Here is a 24032-nt window from a genome sequence, read left to right as displayed (position 1 = left end):
GCAACCAGCGATAAACGACTGACGCACATGGGGAACTTTGGATGATCTACATCAGCGAGGAGGAATCGGCCGCCCTTGTCACGCATGAGCTTGCTTTCGAGGCGGCGCGGGAGGCTTTCGTGGCAGCAGCGTCGCGGCGGAGCTGGATCTTTCCCGCTGTTCTCGGGCGCACACAGGAGGCAACCAATACCTTCTCAATCAAATCCGGTTCGTCGGATGACCTAACCGGGGTGAAAATTGGCTCCTTCTGGTCGGGCAACCCGGCACGTGGCCTTCCCCGCCACAACTCCACAATCGTGCTGCTCGATCAGCATTCAGGTCGGCTCCGCGCCGTTATCGAGGCTGGGAAGGTCAACGCCTACAGGACGGCCGCAGCCGACGCGGTTGCTGCCGATTTCCTTGCGCGCAAGCAAGCCAAGGTCCTGGCGATATTCGGCGCCGGCAATCAGGCGGGCTTCGAAGTGATGGCGCTGGCACGCATCCGCCCAATCGAAACCGTGCTGGTCGTCGCCCGGCCTTCACCACGGCGCGACGCTCTTCTCGATCAGATCGCGAGAAGGGGCCTGGACGCGCGCGCTGCCTTGCCCGAAGAAGCCGTCCGCGCAGCCGACATCGTGGTCACAGTGACACCCTCACGCGAAGCCCTGTTCGATTCCGCTTGGGTGGGACCCGGAACCCATATCGTCAGCATGGGGTCGGATGCTCCGGGCAAGTGCGAATTGCCGAGAGAACTATTTCCCAGAGCACGTCTCTTTTGTGATCTGCTTTCCCAGTCCGTCCAGATCGGCGAGTTCCAACACGTGCTCGACGAGATCGATGCCGGCGTGCATGCGATAACACCAATCGGCGACGTCATTGAAAGGCGTGCCCCCGGACGCCGCTTCGACTATGAAATCACTGTCTTCGACAGTTCCGGTATCTCTCTCCAGGATCTCTACATGGCCAACGCGCTGATCCGCGCGAAAGCGTCCCACCACTGACCGCCTTCACACCGGCAGATCCCAGCCGACGAATTTTTCCGCTGCACTGGAAAAGACCTTTACAGCCGAGCCGTGGTTCATGGCGCCGCATGGAGCTCAAGACTCCGGTCCACCGCCAACGACCGAATGGCAACCAAGTCCCAGATTCGATAGCCTGAGTGAGAAACCAGCGTCATCGTCGCCATCAGAATTCTGCCATGGACGTTCGTGCCGTAGATCGCCCCCTTGAGGCTAGTCCCAACCAATGGCCGCGTGTGGAGATGTAGTGCATGTGATGGTCTTCGTTGGAGACGCGATCATTCAGCCGGGCCGCAGCGCCGCATGGTCAATGGGCCGCCAGCTTTAGCCGTCAGCGTTGGGCCCGCCACCAGGCGATCTTGTCCTGCAGGCCATAGCGGCGCTTGTTGGTGCGCGTCAGGCCTGACTTCCCACTGATCTTCAGATAGCGGCGATGTCCAGCTTCGAGCCGTCGACCAGACGCGACAGGCGGAACGGTGTAGGATCGACGCAAGGCGTGTCGTTTACGACCAGCTCTGCGGCCAGATAGCCAAGCCCCGGGCCCAAACCGAAGCCGTGGCCCGAGCAGCCCGCCGCGAGGACGAGACCTTTCACCGCGTCCACCTGCGACACCACAGGCACTGCGTCCGGCGTGCAATCGACGAAGCCGCCCCAGGCACTATCGATCTCTATGTCGCCGAGTTGGGGGAAGGTCTTCCGGACACTCTCCACCACTTGGCTTACCAGCCATTTTAAGGGTGGAGGATCCAGCACCCGATTCTGTTCGAAGATCCGATCGTCGCTGGTCAGCAGCGCCGGCATTGAATCCGGCCCCGAAAGGAACGATTGGCCGATGCCGAGCCTGACGTTCTTTAGGCGACGCAAGAATTGCGGCATGAATTCCCGACTATACCGGATAGCTTGGGGCGTGATTTCGAGGTTCGCCTTGCCGCTGATCGCAAGCGTATAGCTGCCGTCCAGTCGGCGCGTGATCGTGCAGTAGGGTGTGGAGACCGCCTCGCCTATGTTGATTGTCGGGGTGGAACGCAGCGCGGTCTGCCGGATGCTTGCTTGGGGGAAACTGATCCCGAGCGGCCTAAGGAAGCGCGAGGACCAGGCGCCAGCGGCGCACAGCACCGCGCCGGTTCTGATGTAGCCCTTCTCCGTGTGCACGCCCGCAATCTTGCCATTGGCCAAGTCGAGCGCCCGCGCGGCGCATTCCTGGTGGATGGTGGCGCCCAGAGCTCTGGCCCCTTCGGCGATAGCCGGCGCGGCGAGCGCAGGTTCTGCCTTACCATCCCGGTCTGAATAGGTCCCGCCGACCCATTTGTCGCGTGCTTCGGGGACGCGCTCGGCCACCTCCGCCCGGCTCAGCATGCGGGTGTCGACCTCGTACTCCCTGGCGACCTCGCGCCACCTTTCCCAGCCGGCGAGCACAGCCTCGTCGTGAGTCGCATAGACGAGACCGCAGCGTCGAAATCCAAGGTCCCGATTGATATCGCGCGTCAGCTCGTCCCACAGTCGCATGGAGATCACCGAGAGCGGCAGTTCGCGCCGATCGCGGTTCTGCTGACGGCACCAACCCCAGTTTCGGCTCGATTGTTCACAGGCGACGTGGCCCTTCTCTAGCAGAGCCACAGAGAGGCCACGCTTCGCCAGGAAATAGGCGGCCGTAGAGCCGAGGATGCCGCCGCCGACGATGACGACGTCGACTTCGGCCGGGAGACGCTCATCGCTGTGAATGCGCTCGACTCGGGGCGACATGTTCCAACCAACCTCGGCTGCCATGAATGCGGAAGCAAAGTTCCGATCAGCCCTTCATCGCATCGTGCGCTCGAAAGAATGTGCCGAAATCATCTAGGACTTCGCCAGATGTGCGGTTTCTTGATCCCTTGACCGATACGATCTGCTCAAGCCCGACCGAGTTCCAGTTCGGCGCAGGGCGGCGTAACCGCTTCGCGAGTCCGTTGGAACGCGCTTGAGGGTCTTGAGCCTGCGTGCGAAGTTGTAGTCGGCGAAGAAGTCCGAGGTGTTACCTGAGCTGATCGTGACTTCCCTAGTAGACGCGTTTGACCGTGGCGTCCTTAATCGTGCGGTACATCCTCTCGACCTGTCCATTGGTCCAATGCTTGGCCTTAGTCGTACGGTGCTCGATGTCGTTCGTGGCGCAGGCATATTCGAAGGCGTGCGCCCAGAAGCGTTCGCCGTTGGCGATAGCCTCATTGATCTGCGGCACGGCCGAGCCTCCGGCATTAGGTGTGGTGAACTGATTCCATCGTCGGTGAGCACTGTGTGGATCTTATGGGGAACGGCCGCGATCAGCCGGAGCAGGAACTCTCGGGAGACGACAGTGGTGGCCTTCTCATGCAATTCCATGAAGGCGCCCTTCGAGGTACGATAGATGGCGACGAACTTGTGCTGCTTGCCCTGATGCGGGATCGTCGGCTGCAACGCATAGAAGCAGTCATCCTGCGGCAGCAGCGTATAGCGTCAAAAGGCGACGATGACGGCCTCTTCATCGACCGTGAGCAGGGTCGACCGCGCCTCCTTCGGCCCAATCGGCAGATCGAGGACACAGATTCGACTCTGCAACTTCGCGACGGTCTTCTGGTTGATTCCATAGCGCTTCGCCAGCGCCCTCAAGCTCCGCGGTGCCTCCAGCCGGGCCGCAGCGACGAATAGTCAAAAAAGGCCGTCACCTTTGGCCGTCAGCGGCTGGCGCGCCAGAAGGCGATACGGTCCTGCAACCGGTAGCCCTGGATAATCGCAGGCATGAACCACGGATCGCCGCGATAGAGCGGGATGGCCGAAGGCGGTCGAAAGTCGAACGCCGTGCGGGACTGCTCGCCATGCCTCATCAGCTTGTGGGCCGCACGCATGCCGATCCATGGCGCCCAGACCACGCCCGAACCGCAGAAGCCGGTGGCATAGACCACACCTTCCTTCTCGAAGATGCGGGGCAGCATATCGCGGTTCATCGCCACGTTGCCGAACCAGCAATGCGAAAGGCGGACGTTTTCCAATTCCGGGAAAAGGTTCACCAAGCCCTTGCGTAGCAGAAGTTTCGGCGCCACCGGATCGCCGACGCGAGAACTGTCGCGCCCGCCCAGCAGAATGCGTTTCCCGTCGGGCGAGGGACGATAATAAAAACCGAGTTGCCGGTTTTCGGTGATCGTCATCAGCTTCGGCATCAGTTGCGCCATGACATCGGGCGCAAGTTCCTCGGTCACGATGATCCGGCTGCGGACCGGAACCAAGCGGCGACGCAGGAACGGAGCGGCGCCGTCGGTATAGCCATTGGTGCAGACCAGAACCTGCCGTGCATCCACCGTCCCTGCCGGTGTCGTGACGCGGAACCCCGAACCATTCCTCTCGATCGATTTGACCGCTGTATGCGAATGGACCGTCAACCCGGATCCGAGCGCCACCCGCAGGAGTTCAGCGTGGAATTTTGCGGGATGCAGCGCGCCAATGTCCATCCGGACGGTTCCACCGCGGTAGAAATCGGTGCCGATATAATTTCGCTGCTCGGCATGCGGAACGGCGTAGGACTGGATCCCCAGTTTCTTCGCCAGTGTCTCGGCGCCACGCGCCATTATCTCATACTGTTGATACCCGAAAGCGCCTTTGAACTGGCCAACCAGCCGGAAGTCGCAGTCGAGCCCTTCGGTCTTGATGAAGTCGTAGAGGAATTCGCGCGCGATCTTGCCCTCGGCCTCGATCGCCATGGCCTTCTCTTCACCGAAGCGCCGGGTGATCGTGGCATGGTCCGGCCGGATGCTGCCGCTCGTAATCCCGCCGTTGCGCGTGGAAGCACCCTCGCCCGGATGCATCGCATCGAAAGCGGCGACCGAGCGCCCCTCGCGCGCCAGCACAAGCCCAGCCGAAAGCCCGGCATAGCCGGCGCCGACAATCACCACATCGAGCTTCTTTGCCAGCGGCTGCCGCGGCAGCGGCATGACGGGCGCCGCTTCCCACCAGTAGGGCGTGTTCTTTTCGGCGACTTTGGGCTCTTGCACGTGACTGACTTCTCTTGATGTTCCAGGGATTAAGAAAGCGGCCGCTCGCGGCACTTCAAATATGGTCGTCCCGGACGTCCAGCGCGTCACGCAGTCCGTCACCAATGAAATTGAAACTGGTCACCGCGATGGTGATTGCAGCTCCGGGAATGATGGCCAGCCAAGGTGCGCTGCCCAGATATTGCTGGGCGCCGTTGAGCATGTTGCCCCAGCTGGGCAATGGCGGCTGAATTCCGTAGCCCAGGAAGCTGATGTAGGCTTCCATCAGAATGGCGCGCGCGACCGTCAGGGTGGAAGCAACGATAATGGGTCCCATGGCGTTGGGCAGTATCTCGCGGAACATGATGTGGGTGCCGCTCAATCCCAGCATGCGCCCGGCCAGGACGAACTCGCGTTCCCGCAACGAGCGGACTTCCGCTTCCACGATACGGGCAACCTCCATCCAACTGGTGAGGGCGATGATGACGGTGATCATCACAGGGCTGGGCTTCAGTGCCGCAGCCAGCGCCAGGAGCAGAAAGATCGAAGGGAACGACAGGAAGCCATCGACCGTGCGCATCAGCGTCGCCCCGATCCAGCCGCCGCGATAGCCGGCGATCACGCCGACAAGCGTGCCGACGAGGGTCGACAACACCATGGCGAAGAAACCCACCAGCAGCGAGATTCGTCCCGCCATCAACAATCTTGCCGCAAGGTCGCGGCCAAGCGGATCAGTGCCCAGAAAGTGGTGGCCCGTCAGCGGTGGGGCAAAGCGGGCCCGCAGATCGATATACAGTGAGTCATAAGGCAGTAGATGGGGGCCGAGCACGCAAGCAAGCACGAGGAAAATGATCATCGCCAACCCGAGCAGCGCCAGGCGGTGTCTCATGAAACGAAGCGCCGCGCGGTTGTTTGTCCATCGGCTTGGAGCTGCATTTGCGGTGAGAGCGGTCATATCGGCTGTCTCCTGTCGGGGAAGTTGCGCGCTCAAGCCAGGCGAATACGTGGATCGACAATAGCGACGACAATGTCGGCGATTAGGTTTCCAAGCAGAACGAGGATGGCCGAGAACATCAAAAGCCCCATCACAACCGGATAGTCGCTATAGCCAAGGCTATCCAGGAACAACCGTCCCATTCCCGGCCAGGTAAAGACGGTTTCGGTCACCAGAGCGCCGGTGAGAACACTGGGAAGCTGCATCCCGGCCAAGGTAATCATCGGCAAGAGTGCGTTGCCGACGACATGCCTCATCAGAATCCGCCGTTCGCTCAATCCCTTGGCCCGAGCCGTCTTGACGAAGTCCTGGCTGATGGCGTCGAGGGTCGCCGTCCGCATGTAGCGGCTCCAGATCGCGACATGGACCAGCGACAGCACGATACTTGGCAGGATCAAATGGTGGAGATATCCCAGGATCGAGGCATCTCCGATCTCGGACATATTGCCCGCGGGCAGCCAGCCCAGCTTCAGGGAAAAGATGTAGATGCCGACGAGTCCGAACCAGAAGGTAGGGACCGACAAAGCGATCATGGCACCGACAGTCGCTAGATAGTCGAATAGCGAGTAGCGGCGTGTGGCGCCCCGAATTCCAATCCAGGCGCCAATGGAGATCGCAATCACGGTTGAAGATCCCATCAGCAGCAGCGTGGCGAACACGTGGCTGCCAATGATCTGCAATACCGGCGCTCCGTCGCGGAAGGAGTGTCCCCAGTCGCCCTGCAGCAGCCGCCATGCCCAGTCCAGGTATTGGATCCATATAGGCCGATCGAGGCCAAGCAATCCCTTCAGCCGCTCGATATCCTGCTGGGTCATTCCGGGATCGAGCCCGAATTGCGCCAGTGGGCCGCCCGGGAGGAGGTTCAGAATGCCGAAGCCGATGATCGAAACGATCACAAGCAGCACCAGGCTCTGCGAGAGGCGATTGAGCAGGAAGCCGCGCATTCTGAGTCCTCCGTTGTGGGTTGGCGATTTTAGGCTGTTGCCGTCGCCGCAGTGAAATCCGGCGACGGCAATAGGATGGATCAGGCCTTCCAGCGCCAGTCTGCGGCATGCCACGACGCGGTGCGCGTGTTGGCATTGGGCTTGAAACCGTCCAACCCTGCCTTGCGTCCGAGCACGTTGGTGATCGCTAACAGCGGCAGGAAGGGCAGATCGTGACGCACCACTTCCTGCACGCGGTTATAGATCCCGTGCCGCTCTTCCTGATCGAAGCTGCGAGCACCCTTTTCAAGCAGGGCATCGACTTCGGGGTTGGAATACTGCCCGGTGTTCGAACCGTGCCCGCCTTGAGCAGCGATTGCCTTCGTATGGAGGCGGTTTGTGGCGTCGGGGTCCGCGGCAATCAGATAGGTAACGCCCACCATGGCGGTGTCGAACTGCGACTTCAGCCAGAATTCGCCCCACATGACCGCAGCCGGCAAGTTCGAGATCGTCATCTCGACGCCGATCTCGGCAAACGTCTGCTGCAGGAACTGCTGCGTCTGCTCGCGAAGATTGTTGCCTGACGTCGTCGAATTGGCAAAGGACAGTCGCACTCCATCCTTGGCGCGAATTCCATCCGGGCCTGGCGCCCAGCCGGCCTCATCCAGAATTTGTCGCGCGCGGTCCATATTGAATTCCTGCGCGGGCAGGTTCGGATTGTAGTAGTAGGACTCCTTCGGCATGAAGGTCTCGGTGAGAGTGCCCACGCCGTAATAGATCGTGTCAACGATCGCTTTCCTGTCCATTGCGGCGTAAAGCGCCTGGCGCACTGCCAGGTCCTTGAACTGCGGGCGCCCCAGATTGAGGTAGATCGACTCCACGGATGCGCCGGTCTCCAGTGTCACCACGCGGTCTGGCAATTCGCGGGCTTCAGCATAATGGTCGGCGGTAATGTAGGATTGATCGACCAGGTCGACGTCGCCGCTCTTGAACTGCGTGTAGAGCACCGTCATATCGGGGATGTATTTGAAGATGAGCTGCTCGACATAGGGGCCCTCGCCGGCATACTCGGGGTTGGCGACGAGCTCGATATGGTCGCCGGCTACCCGTTGGCTCCACTTGAAAGCGCCGGTGCCGATCGGCGCCTGGTTGAACGCCGCTGTATTCGGATCGCCCTCTTTCCCCAGGATGTGCTTGGGCACTATGAAGGTTTCGGCCAGGAACGACAGATAGGGCGCAAAAGCCTCCTTCATCCGCCAGGTGATCTCGGTGGGCGAAACCACCGTAATGTCCTGCACGAGCGAATGGCCGCTTGTACGCCAAGCGCGAAATTTCGGGTTGGTGATGAGCTCAAGGGTGAATTTCACGTCCTCGGCCGTGAAGGGCTCGCCGTCGTGCCAGCGAACATTGTCACGTAACCGGATGCGCCAGTTGAGACCATCCTCCGAAATGCCGCCGTTCTTCTGGCTTGGCACCTCGGCCGCGAGGTTCGGCTGAAGGACACCTTCGGCATCCATCCTGACCAACGCATCGAAAACCGAGAAATGGACCGCGTCATCGACTTCGATATGCGCCATCAGCGGATTGAACACCGTCGGCTCTTGTGAGAGGCCGACGACGACGCGACCGGCCGGGCCCGTGGCAGGGGTCTTGGCGAAAGCGGACTTGCCCAGAAGATTGGGCGCGATCAAGCCTGCAGCCCCCCCTAGCGCCATCAGTCGGAGTGCCTGGCGTCTCGAATAGTTGGATGTAGTCGTTGCATTTTTGGTCATCGTAGTTCCTCTCTTGTTATTTTTCATGCGTTTGCTGCAATGGGACGGGCATTGCCTGGCCGCTCCCCCGGAATCGCCGCCACGAGTTGGCGCGTGTAGGCTGCTTGCGGGTTCAGGAATATCTGCGAGGGCGGTCCGCGCTCGACGATCCGGCCCTTCTGCATCACGGCGATTTCATCGCAGATTTGGCTGGCGACTCGCAGGTCGTGCGTGATGAAGACCATCGATACGCCAGTCTCGCGCTGGATCTGGTCCAGAAGCTGCAGGATCTGCGCCTGGATCGACACGTCGAGCGCGGAAACCGCCTCATCGGCAATGAGCAGCTTCGGTTTGAACATCAGCGCGCGCGCGATGCCTATGCGCTGGCGTTGCCCACCCGAGAACTCGTGCGGATAGCGGCCGAAGGCGCCGACATCGAGACCGACATGGGCCAGGAGCGCCCGCGCTTCCTCGCGCGCTTGGGCGTAAGGCATTCCGTGTGCCACCGGACCGACCGTGATGATATGGCCGACCGTTGAGCGTGGGTTCAGAGACGCGAAGGGATCCTGGAAGATCATCTGGATCCGCGGTCGAAGTGGGCGGAACTTCGCTTCGGAAAGCTTGGCGATGTCAGATCCCTCGAACAAAATCTCGCCGCCGTCGCTGTCCAGCAATTTGATCAGAAGCCGGCCCAGCGAGGATTTTCCTGAACCGCTCTCGCCTACGACGCCCAGGGTGCGGCCTTGCGCCAGTTCGAACGAAACCTCGTTCACCGCCATCACAATCCGCTGCGCTCCGAATAGCGCGCTGCCGCCACGATAGGTCTTCACCAGACCTTCGACTTTCAGGATCGGCTCCTTGCTGGCGGCTTCCGCACGAGGGCGATCTTCGCCGGTCAGATGCGGTACGGCCGCGATCAGGCGCTGCGTATAGGGATGCTTGGGCGACTTCAGCACCTGCTCGGCGCTGCCCTGCTCGACGATGTGACCTTTTTCCATCACCACGACGCTGTCGGCGATCTCCGCCACCACGCCAAAATCGTGGGTGATGAACATCACGCTCATGCCCTTGCGGCGCTGAATGTCGCGGATCAACTCCAGAATCTGTGCCTGGGTGGTCACGTCGAGCGCAGTGGTTGGCTCATCGGCGATCAGCACCGTCGGCTCGAGCGCCAAGGCCATGGCGATCATGACGCGCTGTCGCTGCCCGCCCGAAAGCCGGAAAGGGTACTGATGATACATGAGTTCGGGGTCAGGCAGGCCCACTTCAGTGAGCAGCTCGATGGCGCGGTCGCGGCAGGTTTTTGGCGTGCCGTATCCATGCGCGGCCATGACCTCGTCAATCTGCGCGCCCACGGTCATCAGGGGATTGAGCGCCGAGAGCGGATCCTGAAAGATCATCGACACGACCCGACCACGCAGGTTGCGCAGCTTGTCGGGCGACATGCCGATGATGTTCATCCCCTCCAACTGTATTGAACCCGATGAGAGGCGGATCACCTTGGGCAGGAGCCCCATGATCGCGTTCGCCGTGACCGACTTGCCTGATCCGGACTCGCCTATGATGCAGAGGATCTGGCCGCGTTTCAGATCGAACGAGATATTCTCGACCGCATGGACCCGCTCCATCCCGGCCGGCAGGCTTACGGTCAGATCGCGCACCGAAAGCGCTATGTCATGGGGGGCAACAGCCTGGATGCTTGCGACCATCTGGATCAGATCCCCTTCAACCGAGCGGGTCCACGCTGTTGCGGACCGCATCATCGCCCTTTGAGCAGAAGCGCCTCACCGCAACAGCCGTAGCCTGGGCATCTCGACGCTTCGCACGCTGAGGCCGCGAGAGACGGGTTCTGCTCATCCAGGCCACTCCCTTATGAAAATCCGGCCGTGTACCGAACTGTGTTCCCTTTTCTTGGAGAACTCACCGATGGGGCAAACTGTGCCTTATCGGATGTCCTCTGGAGCCTGCCCGCCATAAAGAGGTTGGCTCCGTTCTTTCAGCCAGTTTGACTGTTCTGTTTCCGCAGAGTCATCGAAACTTGGCCCGCGAGCAGCACGAACTTCTGAAAAGAGCGTCCGAATTGGCATTTCACTCTGTTTGGCCTGATGATGATAGCGTGGGATAGGTGAGAGTCTGAGAGTGATTGCCCCAAAAATGAATGAGCAATGAGGCCAGCCGCCGTGCCGACCTGTCCAAGGCGGGCACGGCATTCCTTGTCACAGGAATTTGCACGATCCGCCGCGCCGGGATTTTCCGCATTTGAAATGGATTGGCACCCATCCAGGCGTTGAAGGTAGGTAGTAACCGGCGTCACCTGTACGAAGCCCGTGATGCGCCCATGCGATGCCTCATCAGGATGCCTGTAAAATGGTAGTGCGGAACCAAGCACGGCAAACTGTGCCGCTCATCGAGAAACTCTACCCGGCCTATCAATGCTCGGTTGCTGCTTTTCGATGCCGGTCGACCACATTCAGCTAGGCGAAGCTCGCAGGGCGCTCTTTCAAAGGTGCTGGGGGCTCAGGCCGCTGAACTGCGCTTGGAGCCACTCTGCGAGTTCAAACTCCACACCTTGCAGTTCACTCGACCCCAACCATATCAACCCATATTGACTGCCGTCGGGGTCAAAGCCAGCAGGCGCCGCCAGGCTTCCTCGTTCCACATCGTCAACCGCGAGTACGAGCGGACTGAGGGCTACACCCAAGCCTGCGGACGCTGCCTCGACGATCAGCGCGTGATTGTCGTAGTATCGCATTTCTGTGGGTCGACGCGCCGACGGATGGGTCTTCAGCCATTGCGCCCACGCGTCAGGTCGAGTCTTCGACCCGAGAGCGAGATAGTCGCCACGTTCGAACGCTGGCACCACTTCCGGCCTCATAACGGGCCCAACCGTTTCGGGGAAAAGGGTCCGGACGTTCCATGTCTCGGGCACAGCGAAGTCCAGCCGTCGAATAGCGAGATCGACCTGTTTCTTGCGAAATTCCACAAGCCCACCACCCACGGAGAGGTGGAGGGCCATGTTCGGATGCGCCACTTGAAGCGCCGCCAGGCGCGGAATAAGCCAACGCATGGCAACTGAAGGCTCGCAGGAGAGCACAAGGGCATTCTTCCCGGCATTGGCGGTACGCAGGCTTTGCACTGTGGTGGCCAACTCACCGAAGAACTTCCCGAGAGTCAGGTTGAGTGTCTCGCCAGCCGGGGTGAGCCGCAGGCCTCGCCCATTCTTTTCAAACAACCTGACCCCGATGTCATGGGCGAGTTTGGTGATACGGCGACTCACGGCGCCGTGCGTGAGCGCAAGCGAGTCTGCTGCAAGCCGGACCGAACCCAGCCGCGCTGTTGCTTCGAACGCTCGCAGGTCGTCGAGCGAAGGTATGTCCGAGCGATCCATCAGTGACAATCTATCACCGATTTCGTCAGAAACTATCGCTATTCATACTTGGCGACGTTTTGTTAATTGATGCATGCGCACCCATCATCAACCCAGCATAGCGGTCCTCGCCGATGACCTCACCAGCGCGGCAGATGGCGCAGCACCTTTCGTCGCCCGCGGCTTGACTGCATCGATCGGCAGACGCCAGCTTCCGAACCAAGCGGCAGCGGTAATCGCAGTCGATAGCGGTTCGCGGTCTGCTACTTCGTCGCAAGCGTTCGAGGCGGTCGCTCGATTGACCGCACGACTTGCCAGCCGTGCCGTGCTCTATAAAACGGTGGACTCCACTCTACGCGGCCACATAACGGAGGAGCTTGAAGCATGTTTTGCGGCGAGCGGCCGCAAATCGCTGCTCTTCGCGCCGGCGTTCCCCCAGGCCGGACGTACGACAGTGAGGGGCATTCAGTTCGTTGACGGCATCCCGGTGTCGGAAAGTGCGTATAGCCATGACCCCGTGCATCCCGTGCGGCATTCCGCGCTAGTCGACCTGGTCCCCAACTGCATCAAGAATGTCAGGCTGCTTGATGCAGAAACGCAGGAAGAACTCGATTCGCAGATTGCTTCCATCGAGGATCCAGAGTCGGTCCTTTGGGTTGGTTCTCCCGGAATGGCTGCAGCCCTATCGCGGCGTTTTGTGCAAGCGAAGACCCCACCGCCATTGCTCGATGGCATCAGTAGCGATGTCTTGGTCGTCATTGGGAGCGCAAATTTGCGCAGTCATCAGCAGGCAGACCAACTCCAGGAGGTCAGGGGCGTGATGCTGCTGCGCGGACCAAGGGCGCGCGAGGCGGACTCGGCAGCGGTGCTGCGCCGTATCGCACAAGACGCAGCGCAAGAGCTTCAAAGCCCACGCTTCGGCGCTTTGATCGCCACCGGCGGCGACACGATGGACGCGATCCTGGATCTTCTCAACGTCCGTGAGTTCGAGATCCTGCAAGAACTCGATCCCGGATTCCCACTTGGTCTCGCCAGGCTTGGCGATGGGCGCTCGCTCCTGTTCGCGATGAAGGCCGGTGGCTTTGGCAGTGACGACGCCCTGACGCGCGCCGTCGCGCGGATACGTGGAGCAACCCAATGAAGAACATTCCCCCGCTTGCTCTCACGATGGGCGACGCCTCCGGCATTGGACCGGAGATCGTGGCGAAGGTGCTTGCGAAGGGCGGCGAACGCGTCGTCGTGTTCGGCAGCTATGTTGTCATGCAGGATATTGTACGCCGGCTCGGGTTGAACATCGAGGTGCGACGCATCAACGCTGCCGATGCAGCTCAATTCGAGCCGCGGCGAATTGAAGTTATCGAAACCACCCGCATTACCGGGTCCCCACCAATCGGGCGTATCAGCGCGATCTCCGGGCAGGCGGCCTTCGACGCCATCGTTGCAGCGATCGCAGCAGCGAAGTCCGGACAAGTGAGCGGCATCGTCACGGCCCCGATCAATAAAGAGGCGATGGCCAGCGCGGGAATCCGCTACCCCGGCCATACCGAAATTCTGGCCGACTACGGCTGCGCCAAGCGCGTGGCGATGATGCTTGCGAACGATGACATCCGCACGGTGCTCGTCACGATCCACACGTCGCTGAGCAAGGCGATCGAACAGGGCGATTTCGACGCTCAGCTATCCGCCATTCGGCTCGCCCACGACGGTGGAAAAGCTCTCGGCTTCGCGATCCCGCGTGTCGCCGTAGCAGGTCTCAATCCGCACGCAGGTGAAGGCGGCCTCTTCGGGGACGAGGAAATCCGGATCATACAACCTGCAATCGACGCGGCCCGAGCCGAGGGCATCGACGCCACTGGCCCTTATCCGGGCGACACCGTCTTCATGCAAGCACGTCAAGGCCGATTCGATGTTGTGGTGGCACAATACCACGATCAAGGGCTGATCCCTGTGAAGTATCTCGGGCTGGAAAAGGGCGTGAACATCACGCTTGGCCTGCCGTTCGTCCGCACCAGCCCAGATCATGGCACGGCCTTCGACATCGCGGGCCGGGGGATTGCAGACCAGGCCAGCTTGGAAACGGCGCTTGCCTACGCCAAGCGGCTGGTAGCGGCGCGAACCAAAACGAACTAGATTCGAAAGGAACCACCACCGATGGGGTTACGCTTTATCTTCATGCTTACGCGCAATGACCGCACGGTTCCGGACGCGTCGCAGCAACTTCAAACCGCGCTCAGCTTTGGCGTGCGGCACATCGGGTTCAAAGACATCGGCGTGCCGATCGAGCAGCTGAAAGGCCTCAATGCAGCCATCAGGACGGGCGGTGCAACTTCCTATCTGGAAGTCGTGTCACTGGACCGCGAAAGCGAAATTGCTTCGGCAAAGGCAGCTGCCGCAATCGGCGTTGACGTTCTTCTTGGTGGCACGCGGGTCGACGATGTGCTGCCGATCCTCAGGGACACCGGCATCCAGTACTTCCCGTTTCCGGGTCGGATTGCCGGTCATCCGAGCGTGCTTGAAGGCGCCATCGACGAAATTGTCGAAAGTGCCAAGACGATTGCAGGGCGCGATGGAGTGCATGGCCTGGACCTGCTGGCATACCGTTCGGCGCAGAACGTGCCCGAGTTGATGAAGGCTGTCTGCGCTGCGGTCACCAAGCCTGTCTACATTGCAGGTTCGATCGACACCCCTGAACGAATCGCAGTCGTCCAAAGCGCAGGCGCAGCTGGTTTTACGATTGGGACTGCGGCTTTGGATGGCAAGTACCCGGCCAATGGGAATGACCTACCAAGCCAACTCACCGCGATCATTCGCGACGTCGCTGCCCTGAACAAGCACCTTTCGCCAATTCACAAGAAGAATTTGTCAATTGAGTTTGCCGGGCTGCACGCGCCTTGGGAGCCTAAAGTCGAGGTGCATGTCAACAACATGCAAATCCAGGTCGCCCTGTTCAAGGGAAGCTCTAACTGGTCATTTCGGCAGCACGACGATCAGCTGTTCTTCGTTCACCGGGGACGCCTGCTCATGAAATTTCGTGACCGTGAAGAGATCATCGAACCCGGAGAGTTCATCGTCGTTCCATATGGCGTTGAGCACAGTGCGGTGGCCTTGGGCGAGGAAGGATGTGAAGTGTTGCTGGCAACGTCAACCGCTCTACCCTGCTACCCACCCGCGGGAACTGATCTCGCACACTCTGAGCGATCCCAGTTGACTGCTTAGCACGACGGAACCGACTGCTAGGTTTCAGTGAAATCATGACGCAAGGCGCAAGAGCAATCATGACCGTGGCTATAGTGCTGCATCGCGCCGACGGCGCACCCGTTGCAAGCTCTTTCCGCAGGGCAGCGTTCGGCAAGGACGACCCCTTGGTGGGGCATCGCGAAATCGCCTGGGAAGGACCGGACTCGATGATCGTGGGCCGAACCAGCTTTATTGGTGAGCTCGAAGTCGCAAGCTTCCCCCACATCGAAACCATCGTCGTGGTGGAAGGAGAGCTGATCCCCACGGCGACCGGGACGGCCCGCTGGTGCTCGGGCCGCAAGCGGGCGTTGTCATCGGATGTGGCACCGCGCTTCGGATCCAGAGCGGATCAGGCGTGCGGTTTTCGTTCTGCGCAGCCGCTTGCGACAAACCGACGAAGCCCGGCCTTGTCCAACTGTTCGCCGACGCCGACATCAAGCCGTCTGCTTCGCTACCGGCCGAGGCCTTGCTTGGCCCGGCCCCGCAATGCCGCAGCGACAACGTCTTCTCCAGCGACGGCGCGGATTGCCATGCGGGCACGTGGGATTCGACCCCATAGGCCGCTTACGCAATCGACGCCCCTTCACACGAGATGGCTTTGAGGCTTCAGCCTACCTCCCCTCTGTGAGGTGGGACGCCAGCGAGCTTTTCACGCAATAATTTGCATGTCCTAAGGCTCACTAACCGCAGGATATTCCGTCCAGGCACACAACTCCGCAGCCTGTCTATTCTCGGCGCGGGTTAGAATGCTTCAGAGTAACCGGAGTCCCGTAGATGCCCGCGCCGCTAATGCACATCGAGTGCAGCCCTTCCCTGCCCCGCGAGGCGGACGTCGTCGTGATCGGCGGCGGCGTCGTGGGCGTGTTCACGGCGTATTATCTCGCACGCCGCGGCTTCAGCGTCGCCCTGGTCGAGAAAGGGCGGGTGGCCGCCGAGCAGTCCAGTCGAAACTGGGGCTGGTGCCGCCAGCAGAACCGTGATGCGCGCGAGCTGCCGATGGCGACCAAGAGCCTCGATCTCTGGGAGAAGGTGGCACAGGAGACTGGCGAGAACACTGGATTTCGCCGGTGCGGGCTCCTCTATCTCTCACAAGACGAAAATGAGCTGGCGGGCTGGGCGAAGTGGCGTGACTTCGCCGGGACAGTGGGCGTTACGACGCATGTGCTGAGCGCGGAGGAAGCCACCGAGAAGGGCAAGGTGACCGGACGCAAGTGGAAGGGCGGCGTTTTCTCACCGACTGACGGAACGGCGGATCCGTCCAAGGCAGTGCCGGTTGCCGCCCGCGGTATCATGGCGGCCGGCGGTACCGTCCATCAGCATTGCGCGGCGCGCGGGCTGGAGTTGAGCGCTGGCAGGGTCAGTGGCGTCGTTACGGAAGCGGGAACCATCCGTACGAAGACCGCGGTCATGTCCGGAGGCGCGTGGGCTTCCTCCTTCTGCAACCAGCTTGGTATGCGCTTCCCGCAAGCTGCCGTGCGTCAATCCATTCTAGCCGTGGCGCCAGGCGCAAGCGGCCTGCCCGATGCCCTGCATACAGCGAGCGTCTCGCTGACGCGGCGCAGCAACGGTGGATACACGCTGGCTATCAGCGGGCGGGCTCGCGTCGATCCAACGCCGCAGCAGTTCAGGTTCAGCCGCGAGTTTATCCCGATGTTCGCCCGCCGCTGGCGCAATCTCGCCCCGGGCGCCTTCGAGGGCTGGCGCCAAGGCCATGAAAGCCTGCGCAAATGGGGCCTTGACGATATTACGCCAATGGAACGGAACCGGATTCTCGACCCGAAGCCCGACATGGGACAGATTCGACTGACATATCGAAGAGCCTGTGAATTGATCCCCGAACTCCAGCGCGTCGCAATCTCCGATGCCTGGGCGGGCTATATCGACAGTACACCCGACGGCATTCCCGCGATCGGTGAAGTGGAGGGGATTCCGGGCTTCATCCTGGCGGCGGGATTCAGTGGTCACGGCTTCGGCATTGGCCCCGGCGCGGGGCATATGATCGCCGACATCATTACAGGCAGCGAGCCTATTGTCGACCCGCGTCCTTATAGGCCCGAACGCCTGAAGACCGCTGCGTGGGGCAAGGTCGCTGAATTCTGAGAAGATCAACTTACAGGTAACAATCGGTCGCACACGAGATTAAGGCTGCGAGCAGCCGTGCTGAAAACAGGGAAGTGACGATGCGCGAATACGAGATTGCCGCCATTCCTGCCGACGGGATCGGCCCGGAGGTGATCGCCGCCGGTCTCCAGGCGCTTGAGGCGCTGCAGCAGCGCTGCGGCGACTTCAAGCTGCGCGTCCAGCACTTCGACTGGGGCTCGGACTACTACAAGGCCAATGGCCGGATGATGCCCGAAGATGGAGTGGCGCAACTGAAGCGCTTCGATGCCATCTTCTTTGGTGCGGTCGGCGCTCCCGATGTGCCCGACGACATCACGCTTTGGGGTCTCCGGCTGCCGATCTGCCAAGGCTTTGATCAATACGCGAATGTGCGGCCGACCAGGATATTGCCGGGCATCGTTTCGCCGCTGGCGGGCGTTGGCCCCGGCGATCTGGATTGGGTGATCGTGCGGGAGAATTCGGAGGGTGAGTATTCCGGCCATGGCGGCCGTGCCCACCGCGGCCTCCCAGAGGAGGTCGGAACCGAAGTCGCGATCTTCACGCGCGTCGGGGTCACGCGCATCATGCGCTATGCATTCCGGCTGGCGCGGTCACGGCCGCGAAAGCTCCTGACTGTGGTTACGAAATCCAACGCGCAGCGTCACGGCATGGTAATGTGGGATGAAATCGCAGCCGAGGTGGCGCAAGAGTTCCCAGACGTCTCGTGGGACAAGATGCTGGTTGATGCTATGACGGTGCGTATGACACTCAAACCTCGCAGCCTCGATACGATCGTCGCCACCAATCTTCACGCCGACATTTTGTCGGACCTTGCGGGCGCGCTGGCGGGCAGTCTCGGCGTTGCACCGACCGCCAACATTGATCCCGAGCGGCGCTACCCCTCGATGTTCGAGCCAATTCACGGATCGGCCTTCGACATCGCCGGCAAAGGTATTGCCAACCCGGTCGCCACCTTCTGGACCGCTGCCCAGATGCTCGAACATCTGGGCGAAAGCGCAGCCTCCGTCCGGTTGATGAGCGCAGTGGAAACAGTGACCAGTGAGGGCGTGCTGACGCCGGACGTGGGTGGCACAGCGACCACGCAGGACGTGACGGACGCCGTCTGCCGGACGATCCGCAGTTCGAACGTGTGACAGGTTTGCGATGAAGCTCGACAAGATCGACATCAAGATCTTATCCCAACTGCAAAAGAACGGGCGGGTCACCAACGTCGAGCTTGCCGACCTGGTCAACCTCTCGCCGAGCCCTTGCCTGATGCGGGTGAAAAAGCTTCAGGCGGAAGGCTTCATTACCGGCTATTCCGCCCAGATCGATGTGTCCAAGCTCGGACAGACTCTAACGATCTTCACCGAGGTCACGCTCAAGCACCATCAACAAAACGACTTCGCGAGGTTTCTCACAGCCGTTCAGAAAGTGGATTCCGTCATCGAATGCCATCTGATTTCGGGCGGGTATGATTATCTTGTGAAGTTCGTCACAGCGGGCATAAGCGAGTATCAGACGATCATGGAGCGCATGCTCGAACTGGATATCGGGATCGACAAATATTTCAGCTTCGTCGTGCTGAAGTCACCGATCGTAAAATCCCATTTGCCTCTCGATGTCATTTTCGACAAATGAAAAGCCGCTCCGCGGTCTGAACACCTGGAGCGCGCGCCGGTGTTTTCTTCTGCTGAGGTCCCATAGCTGCAACTTGCTTGGCACCTGGCGGAATGCGGCACCACCCTGAGGGTTTGCTTCGTCCCCGCTCGGCGTCTGCCGCCTGGACGGGGGAGCTCCGGCGATGGCGAGGATCAGCCCTTCATCGCCGCCCGCACATCCTTGTCTTCGAGGGTTTGATCCAGCGTCATCCGGGTGCGTTCCAGGATACCATCGATTTCGTCGTCCGTGCAGCAGAGCGGTGGTGCAAAGCCGAGAATGCCGCTGTTGAAGGCGCGAATGACAAGGCCATTCTCCCAAGCGCGGTCGAAGATGCGGCGTCCCGGATCTGCCGCCGCCGGCAGCGGCGTTTTGCGCGCCTTGTCGGTCACCAGTTCGACCGCGGCCAGCATGCCGCGACCGCGAATATCGCCAACCAGCGGGTGATCGGCGAGCGAGCGGAGGCCCTTCATCAGGCGCCTCCCGGCCTTCCGGCCGTTCTCGAGCAAGCCATCTTCATAGAGACGCAGGCATTCCAGCCCGACCGCCGCGCTCACCGGATGGGCTGAGTAGGTATAGCCGTGGCCGACAGCCGTTTTGCCGGCCCCGTCCGCGATCGTATTGTAAACATGGTCGGTCATGAAGACGGCGCCCATCGGCACGTAGCCCGACGTCAGTCCTTTTGCCGTGGTCATCAAATCCGGCACGACCTCGTCTTCCTCACATGCGAACAGGGGCCCGGTGCGGCCGAAGGCGGTGATGACTTCGTCGGCAACGAACAAGACGTCGTGTTCTTTGCACACGGCGTGCAGTGCCTTCAGCCAGCCTGCCGGTGGAACCAGGACACCGCCCGAACCCTGGATGGGTTCGGCGTAGAAGGCCGCGACGCGATCAGCACCCAGTTCGGCGATCTTGTCCCGCAGTGCCGCGACCGATGCGTTGATGATCGCCTGCGGGTCGGAACCGACCGGATTGCGATAGGCGTAGTGCGAAGGTATCTTGTGCTGCCAGTCGTAAGGCACGCCGAAGCCAGCATGGAAAGCCGGAAGCGCGGTCAGACCTGCGCCAACCGTAGAGGATCCATGGTAGCCATACTCGACCGAGATAAACTGGTCTTTTCGCGGCGTCCCCTTGGCATGGTAGTAATAGCGAACGAAACGGATCGTGCTGTCAATCGCGTCGGAACCGCCCAGCGTGAAATAGACATAGTTCAGATCGCCAGGCGCCAGTTCGGCAAGGCGCGCTGCGAGACGAATGGCGGGCTCAGATCCTAGCCCGAAATATCCTGTCGCATAAGGAAGCTCTCTTAGCTGCTTCGCCGCTGCTTCGACGACGCTTTCTTGCCCGTATCCGATGTTGACACACCAGAGACCCGCGAACCCGTCCAGCAAGGTTTTCCCGCTTGCCTCGGTCACCGTTGCGCCCTTGGCGGATTTGAGCACCCGCACGCCCGTCTCTTCATGGCTCCGATAGCTTGAAAATGGGTGAACCAGATGTGCACGATCGAGTTCGATCAATGAGTTGGCCAGCATTTCTTCCTCCGATTCAGCCTAGCGCCTGACTAACGAGCGCATAAGTTTGGTGTGACCTGATTTCGACCTTCGGCTCGTCTGCGGTTCGTCGCATCGTGATGCCACCGCCGACGTGGGCCAGCCCGCGACGGGTGAGCCACTCGCCGAGAGCCGTGGATTCGTCGGTGTCGATACGGACAAACTCGCCCGCACTGTCGGCCAGCAGGAAGTCGATCAGGCATCTCGCTTCGTGAAGCTTCCTCCCCACCACCGGCCCAATCACCAGCCCTCGGCCAAACCGACGAACTGCGGCAAACGCCTGAACATTGCCTTCATCGCGAACGACGGCGAACTTCGCGCGCTCGCGCAACGAGCGCATGAGCGCCGACCGGTCATGACCAAACGCCGCGCGATCCAGAGCAACAAGGCGCGCGTGGTCGCCGTCCTTGCCCCATGACACATGTGCCGGTGCGTCTACAGACGGCGCCAGGCCCTGGTGTTGCACGATCTTGCCGGTCGCGACGAATCCCAGCTTCTCGTAGAGCGCGAGCCCTTCCTGCGTCGCCACCAAATAGCAGGTGCGCCCGCCTGCCTTGGCAAGCGCCTCCTCCATCAGCTTGCGACCGAGCCCGCGACCACGCATTGCGGCATCGACAATGACCATGTTGACGGTGGCGGCATCGTCGCCATAGGGCGTCATCAAGATCGTCCCCACCACGCGTCCTTCCTCCTGGACAACGACGCCTTGGCTGAGCGATTGCATCAGTTCCCAGTCTTCACGACGGTGCGGCCATTCAACATGACGTGACAATTCGAGAGCATCCCTCAGATGCGCGAATGTCATCGTTTCCAGCGTAATTTGCTGCGTGGTCATGGTTCAGTCCGGGCCTGAATTCTCTGAGCTCAAGGTAGGCTGCCGCAGACAGCAGTTCCTTCCGACCAGGAGCTGAGCGATAGGTGTTTTGACTTTCCTTTGCCGCCGGCGCCGCATGTTATGCGGACGGACAGCGGGCCGATCGCGCTCCCCTCGCAGACCGAAACGGTCTCGGGCGCAACTCTCTGCCAAGGCTCTACCGCGATACGAAACAATCTGCTTCGGGGCGCATCGAATGCGGCGACTCGTCTTGTTCGGCTCTCATTATGATCCTCGCTGTTAAAGGCACGCAGTGCCGAAAGATTGGAAGGATCGACGCCCATGACCCAGTTCAGACCGAAATACATCACTTTCGACTGCTATGGCACGCTGACCAACTTCGACATGGCCGGCGCGGCGCGACGCGTTTATGGCGCGCGACTATCCGCAACCGTGACGGCGCAGTTCATCAAGGACTTCTCGGCCTATCGTCTCGATGAGGTTCTTGGCGCCTGGAAGCCTTATAGCGAGGTCGTGCACAATTCCGTGGAGCGCGCCTGCAAGCGCAACAATGTGACGTTCCGGCCTGAGGACGCCCAGCGCATCTATGCGGAAATACCGACATGGGGTCCGCACCCGGATGTACCGGCGGGGCTGGCCAAGGTCGCCAAGGAGATTCCGCTGGTGATCCTGTCGAACTCCATGAAGAGCCTGATCATGTCGAACGTGGAGAAACTCGGCGCACCTTTCCACATGGTCATCACGGCCGAGGAGACCGGCGCCTACAAGCCGCATATGAAGGGCTTCGAGCACATGTTCGACAAGCTCGGCTGCGGCCCGGAAGACATTACGCATGTGTCGTCCTCGTTCCGCTACGATCTCATGACCGCCTATGATCTTGGCATCAAGAGCAAGGTCTGGGTGAATCGCGGCCACGAGCCCGCGAACCCCTTCTACGAATACACCGAGATCAAGGACATCGGCGGTCTGGCCGGCGCCGTCGGGCTGGAGCCCGTTCGTGAATTCGCCTGAACGTCTGTTGCCAGTGCAGTCGCCAAGCTGCGGCGCTCCCCACCTCGTTAATGATCACCGGTCGCAATACGGAGAAAGGGGCGGTTTTCACCGCCCCTTTCTTGTTGTTCCAACACTTTGGAAGCTGCAGGTGTTTCCACCTACTTCCTAGTTAAGCCCGCCAACATGAAGGGTCTTGACCTCGAGATATTCCTCGATGCCAAGCTGCGATCCTTCGCGGCCCACTCCTGACTGCTTGACACCGCCGAAAGGCGCAACCTCGGTCGAGATGAGGCCGGTGTTGAGCCCGACCATGCCGAACTCCAGCGCCTCGGCCACACGCCACGAGCGCTTGAGGTTCTCCGTATAGAAATAGGCAGCAAGGCCAAATGGCGTACCGTTCGCGATCGCGATAGCCTCTTCCTCCGTCTCGAAGCGAAAAAGCGGCGCCACCGGGCCGAACGTCTCTTCCGATGCCAGCAGCATATCGGTCGTAGCCTGTCCCAGCACGACGGGCCGTGCATATTGCTTGCCGTCCGGCACCGTCTCGCTCTGGGCGATGATCCGCGCGCCTTTCGCCTGTGCATCCGCGATGTGACGCTCGATCTTGTCGATCGCGGCCGAATTGATCATCGGGCCGATCTCAGTGCCGTCATCGGTCCCTGCGCCAACCTTCATTCGCGATACGCGCTGGCTCAGCTTTTCTGCGAAAGCCTCGTAAACGCCCGCCTGCACGAGAATCCGGTTCGCGCAAACGCAGGTTTGACCCCCATTGCGGAACTTGGATGCGATCACCCCCTCGACTGCGTTGCCCAGATCGGCGTCGTCAAACACGATAAAGGGCGCGTTGCCGCCGAGCTCGAGGCTGAGCCGCTTGATGCTATCGGCCGCGCCACGCATGAGCAGCGCTCCTACGCGGGTCGAGCCGGTGAACGAGATCTTGCGCACCGTCTCGTTGGCCATCAGTTCGTTGCCGATTTCGGTGGGCATGCCGGTGACAATGTTGATCACCCCGGCCGGAATACCTGCCCGTTCCGCCAGAACGCCGAGCGCCAGCGCCGAGAATGGCGTGAATTCCGACGGCTTAATGACAACCGTACAACCCGCGGCCAGCGCCGGCGCCACCTTGCGCGTGATCATCGCGTTGGGGAAATTCCATGGCGTGACGATGGCACAGACGCCGACGGCCTCCTTCAGCACCAGAATGCGGCGGTCGGGCGTTGGCGACGGAATGGTCGAGCCACCGATCCGGCGTGCTTCTTCGGCGAACCATTTCACGAAGGAGGCGCCATAGCGGATTTCACCGCGTGCCTCCGCCAGAGGCTTGCCCTGTTCCAGCGTCAGCAGCAACGCCAGGTCCTCTTCATTTTCCCGTATCAGGCTGTGCCAGCGTTCCAGAAGCGCTCCGCGTTCGGCATGGGTCCTGGCTTTCCAGTCCTTGAACGCTGCCTGCGCTGCATCTATTGCAGCCCTTGTCTCATCCCGGCCCATGTCGGGTACGGTTCCAAGCACTTCCAAACTGGCCGGATCGATCACATCGACAGTCGCGTTGCTGTGCGCATGCTGCCAGACATCGCCAATGAGTCCCCGCTGGCGAAACAGGTCCGCATCCTTCAGGAAACCAATCTTCGTTATTGCGTTCATGGTTCTT

General features: G+C 60.9%; 18 protein-coding genes and 1 pseudogene. 8 read left to right on the top strand and 11 right to left on the bottom strand.

Going from position 1 to position 24032, the window contains the following annotated elements; genetic code table 11:
• The first annotated feature begins 41 nt into the window (after positions 1 to 41).
• Positions 42 to 980 (top strand): ornithine cyclodeaminase family protein, encoded by a 939-nt coding sequence (locus FJ443_RS27125; protein ID WP_140499525.1) that lies wholly within the window; start codon positions 42 to 44, stop codon positions 978 to 980.
• 438 nt (positions 981 to 1418) lie between these two features.
• On the opposite strand, the gene FJ443_RS27120 is transcribed toward FJ443_RS27125, so the two are convergent.
• The 8 genes and pseudogenes from FJ443_RS27120 to FJ443_RS27085 form a co-directional block, all read right to left on the bottom strand.
• Positions 1419 to 2741 (bottom strand): FAD-binding oxidoreductase, encoded by a 1323-nt coding sequence (locus FJ443_RS27120; protein ID WP_140499813.1) that lies wholly within the window; start codon positions 2739 to 2741, stop codon positions 1419 to 1421.
• A 271-nt stretch (positions 2742 to 3012) separates the two neighbouring features.
• Positions 3013 to 3623, bottom strand: a pseudogene (locus tag FJ443_RS31850) (IS481 family transposase); the annotation flags it as partial.
• 62 nt (positions 3624 to 3685) lie between these two features.
• Positions 3686 to 4996 carry an FAD-binding oxidoreductase gene (locus tag FJ443_RS27110; protein WP_140499527.1) on the bottom strand — a complete coding sequence of 437 codons (1311 nt, stop codon included), beginning with the start codon at positions 4994 to 4996 and terminating at the stop codon, positions 3686 to 3688.
• A gap of 55 nt (positions 4997 to 5051) precedes the next feature.
• On the bottom strand, positions 5052 to 5930 hold the full coding sequence (locus FJ443_RS27105) for an ABC transporter permease (protein WP_140499530.1): 879 nt from the start codon (positions 5928 to 5930) through the stop codon (positions 5052 to 5054).
• Between the two features lie 32 nt (positions 5931 to 5962).
• Entirely contained in the window at positions 5963 to 6913 is a 951-nt protein-coding gene (locus FJ443_RS27100) for an ABC transporter permease (protein WP_140499531.1), read from the bottom strand.
• An 80-nt stretch (positions 6914 to 6993) separates the two neighbouring features.
• Positions 6994 to 8664 (bottom strand): peptide ABC transporter substrate-binding protein, encoded by a 1671-nt coding sequence (locus FJ443_RS27095; protein WP_140499533.1) that lies wholly within the window; start codon positions 8662 to 8664, stop codon positions 6994 to 6996.
• A 23-nt stretch (positions 8665 to 8687) separates the two neighbouring features.
• Positions 8688 to 10352 (bottom strand): ABC transporter ATP-binding protein, encoded by a 1665-nt coding sequence (locus tag FJ443_RS27090; protein WP_140499535.1) that lies wholly within the window; start codon positions 10350 to 10352, stop codon positions 8688 to 8690.
• Positions 10353 to 11143: 791 nt separating this feature from the next.
• On the bottom strand, positions 11144 to 12031 hold the full coding sequence (locus FJ443_RS27085) for a LysR family transcriptional regulator (RefSeq protein WP_140499537.1): 888 nt from the start codon (positions 12029 to 12031) through the stop codon (positions 11144 to 11146).
• Positions 12032 to 12104: 73 nt separating this feature from the next.
• On the opposite strand from FJ443_RS27085, the gene FJ443_RS27080 reads away from it, so the two are divergent.
• From FJ443_RS27080 to FJ443_RS27050, 6 genes are all read left to right on the top strand, one after another.
• Complete coding sequence (locus FJ443_RS27080) at positions 12105 to 13151, top strand: four-carbon acid sugar kinase family protein (protein ID WP_140499539.1); 1047 nt, start codon at positions 12105 to 12107, stop codon at positions 13149 to 13151.
• Positions 13148 to 14140 (top strand): 4-hydroxythreonine-4-phosphate dehydrogenase PdxA, encoded by a 993-nt coding sequence (gene pdxA, locus FJ443_RS27075; RefSeq protein WP_140523343.1) that lies wholly within the window; start codon positions 13148 to 13150, stop codon positions 14138 to 14140. The genes FJ443_RS27080 and pdxA overlap by 4 nt, the downstream gene beginning before the upstream one ends.
• A gap of 21 nt (positions 14141 to 14161) precedes the next feature.
• A complete protein-coding gene (locus FJ443_RS27070; protein ID WP_140499543.1) occupies positions 14162 to 15226 on the top strand; it encodes a cupin domain-containing protein in 1065 nt (354 codons plus the stop codon).
• Positions 15227 to 16021: 795 nt separating this feature from the next.
• The gene (locus FJ443_RS27060; RefSeq protein WP_140555434.1) at positions 16022 to 17347 is read left to right on the top strand and encodes an FAD-binding oxidoreductase; all 1326 of its coding nucleotides are present in this window, start codon (positions 16022 to 16024) and stop codon (positions 17345 to 17347) included.
• Between the two features lie 80 nt (positions 17348 to 17427).
• Positions 17428 to 18501: a tartrate dehydrogenase gene (locus tag FJ443_RS27055; protein WP_140523338.1), complete on the top strand. Its 1074-nt coding sequence runs from the start codon at positions 17428 to 17430 to the stop codon at positions 18499 to 18501.
• A gap of 10 nt (positions 18502 to 18511) precedes the next feature.
• Positions 18512 to 18988 carry an Lrp/AsnC family transcriptional regulator gene (locus tag FJ443_RS27050; protein WP_140499549.1) on the top strand — a complete coding sequence of 159 codons (477 nt, stop codon included), beginning with the start codon at positions 18512 to 18514 and terminating at the stop codon, positions 18986 to 18988.
• 173 nt (positions 18989 to 19161) lie between these two features.
• Here the strand turns inward: FJ443_RS27050 and FJ443_RS27045 are convergent, their stop codons facing one another.
• Positions 19162 to 20538 (bottom strand): aspartate aminotransferase family protein, encoded by a 1377-nt coding sequence (locus FJ443_RS27045; protein WP_140523335.1) that lies wholly within the window; start codon positions 20536 to 20538, stop codon positions 19162 to 19164.
• Positions 20539 to 20551: 13 nt separating this feature from the next.
• Positions 20552 to 21391: a GNAT family N-acetyltransferase gene (locus tag FJ443_RS27040; RefSeq protein ID WP_140523333.1), complete on the bottom strand. Its 840-nt coding sequence runs from the start codon at positions 21389 to 21391 to the stop codon at positions 20552 to 20554.
• Positions 21392 to 21712: 321 nt separating this feature from the next.
• Between FJ443_RS27040 and FJ443_RS27035 the strand changes: the two genes are divergently transcribed.
• Positions 21713 to 22402 carry a haloacid dehalogenase type II gene (locus tag FJ443_RS27035; protein WP_140523330.1) on the top strand — a complete coding sequence of 230 codons (690 nt, stop codon included), beginning with the start codon at positions 21713 to 21715 and terminating at the stop codon, positions 22400 to 22402.
• A 147-nt stretch (positions 22403 to 22549) separates the two neighbouring features.
• Here the strand turns inward: FJ443_RS27035 and FJ443_RS27030 are convergent, their stop codons facing one another.
• Positions 22550 to 24025, bottom strand: coding sequence for an NAD-dependent succinate-semialdehyde dehydrogenase (locus FJ443_RS27030; protein ID WP_140523327.1), 1476 nt, complete (start codon positions 24023 to 24025; stop codon positions 22550 to 22552).
• Positions 24026 to 24032: the final 7 nt, after the last annotated feature.

It is taken from the genome of Mesorhizobium sp. B2-6-1 (assembly GCF_006440475.1).
Classification (GTDB): Bacteria; Pseudomonadota; Alphaproteobacteria; order Rhizobiales; family Rhizobiaceae; genus Mesorhizobium.
The sequence above is the reverse complement of the archived record's forward strand: the minus strand, read 5'-3'. Positions and strand labels throughout refer to the sequence as shown.

Excerpts from the sequence above, each read along its gene's own strand:
- FJ443_RS27125 (WP_140499525.1), top strand. The coding sequence starts at position 42 with ATGATCTACATCAGCGAGGAGGAATCGGCCGCCCTTGTCACGCATGAG.
- FJ443_RS27120 (WP_140499813.1), bottom strand. The coding sequence starts at position 2,741 with ATGTCGCCCCGAGTCGAGCGCATTCACAGCGATGAGCGTCTCCCGGCC.
- FJ443_RS27105 (WP_140499530.1), bottom strand. The coding sequence starts at position 5,930 with ATGACCGCTCTCACCGCAAATGCAGCTCCAAGCCGATGGACAAACAAC.
- FJ443_RS27100 (WP_140499531.1), bottom strand. The coding sequence starts at position 6,913 with ATGCGCGGCTTCCTGCTCAATCGCCTCTCGCAGAGCCTGGTGCTGCTT.
- FJ443_RS27095 (WP_140499533.1), bottom strand. The coding sequence starts at position 8,664 with ATGACCAAAAATGCAACGACTACATCCAACTATTCGAGACGCCAGGCA.
- FJ443_RS27090 (WP_140499535.1), bottom strand. The coding sequence starts at position 10,352 with ATGGTCGCAAGCATCCAGGCTGTTGCCCCCCATGACATAGCGCTTTCG.
- FJ443_RS27085 (WP_140499537.1), bottom strand. The coding sequence starts at position 12,031 with ATGGATCGCTCGGACATACCTTCGCTCGACGACCTGCGAGCGTTCGAA.
- FJ443_RS27080 (WP_140499539.1), top strand. The coding sequence starts at position 12,105 with ATGCGCACCCATCATCAACCCAGCATAGCGGTCCTCGCCGATGACCTC.
- pdxA (WP_140523343.1), top strand. The coding sequence starts at position 13,148 with ATGAAGAACATTCCCCCGCTTGCTCTCACGATGGGCGACGCCTCCGGC.
- FJ443_RS27070 (WP_140499543.1), top strand. The coding sequence starts at position 14,162 with ATGGGGTTACGCTTTATCTTCATGCTTACGCGCAATGACCGCACGGTT.
- FJ443_RS27060 (WP_140555434.1), top strand. The coding sequence starts at position 16,022 with ATGCCCGCGCCGCTAATGCACATCGAGTGCAGCCCTTCCCTGCCCCGC.
- FJ443_RS27055 (WP_140523338.1), top strand. The coding sequence starts at position 17,428 with ATGCGCGAATACGAGATTGCCGCCATTCCTGCCGACGGGATCGGCCCG.
- FJ443_RS27050 (WP_140499549.1), top strand. The coding sequence starts at position 18,512 with ATGAAGCTCGACAAGATCGACATCAAGATCTTATCCCAACTGCAAAAG.
- FJ443_RS27045 (WP_140523335.1), bottom strand. The coding sequence starts at position 20,538 with ATGCTGGCCAACTCATTGATCGAACTCGATCGTGCACATCTGGTTCAC.
- FJ443_RS27040 (WP_140523333.1), bottom strand. The coding sequence starts at position 21,391 with ATGACCACGCAGCAAATTACGCTGGAAACGATGACATTCGCGCATCTG.
- FJ443_RS27035 (WP_140523330.1), top strand. The coding sequence starts at position 21,713 with ATGACCCAGTTCAGACCGAAATACATCACTTTCGACTGCTATGGCACG.
- FJ443_RS27030 (WP_140523327.1), bottom strand. The coding sequence starts at position 24,025 with ATGAACGCAATAACGAAGATTGGTTTCCTGAAGGATGCGGACCTGTTT.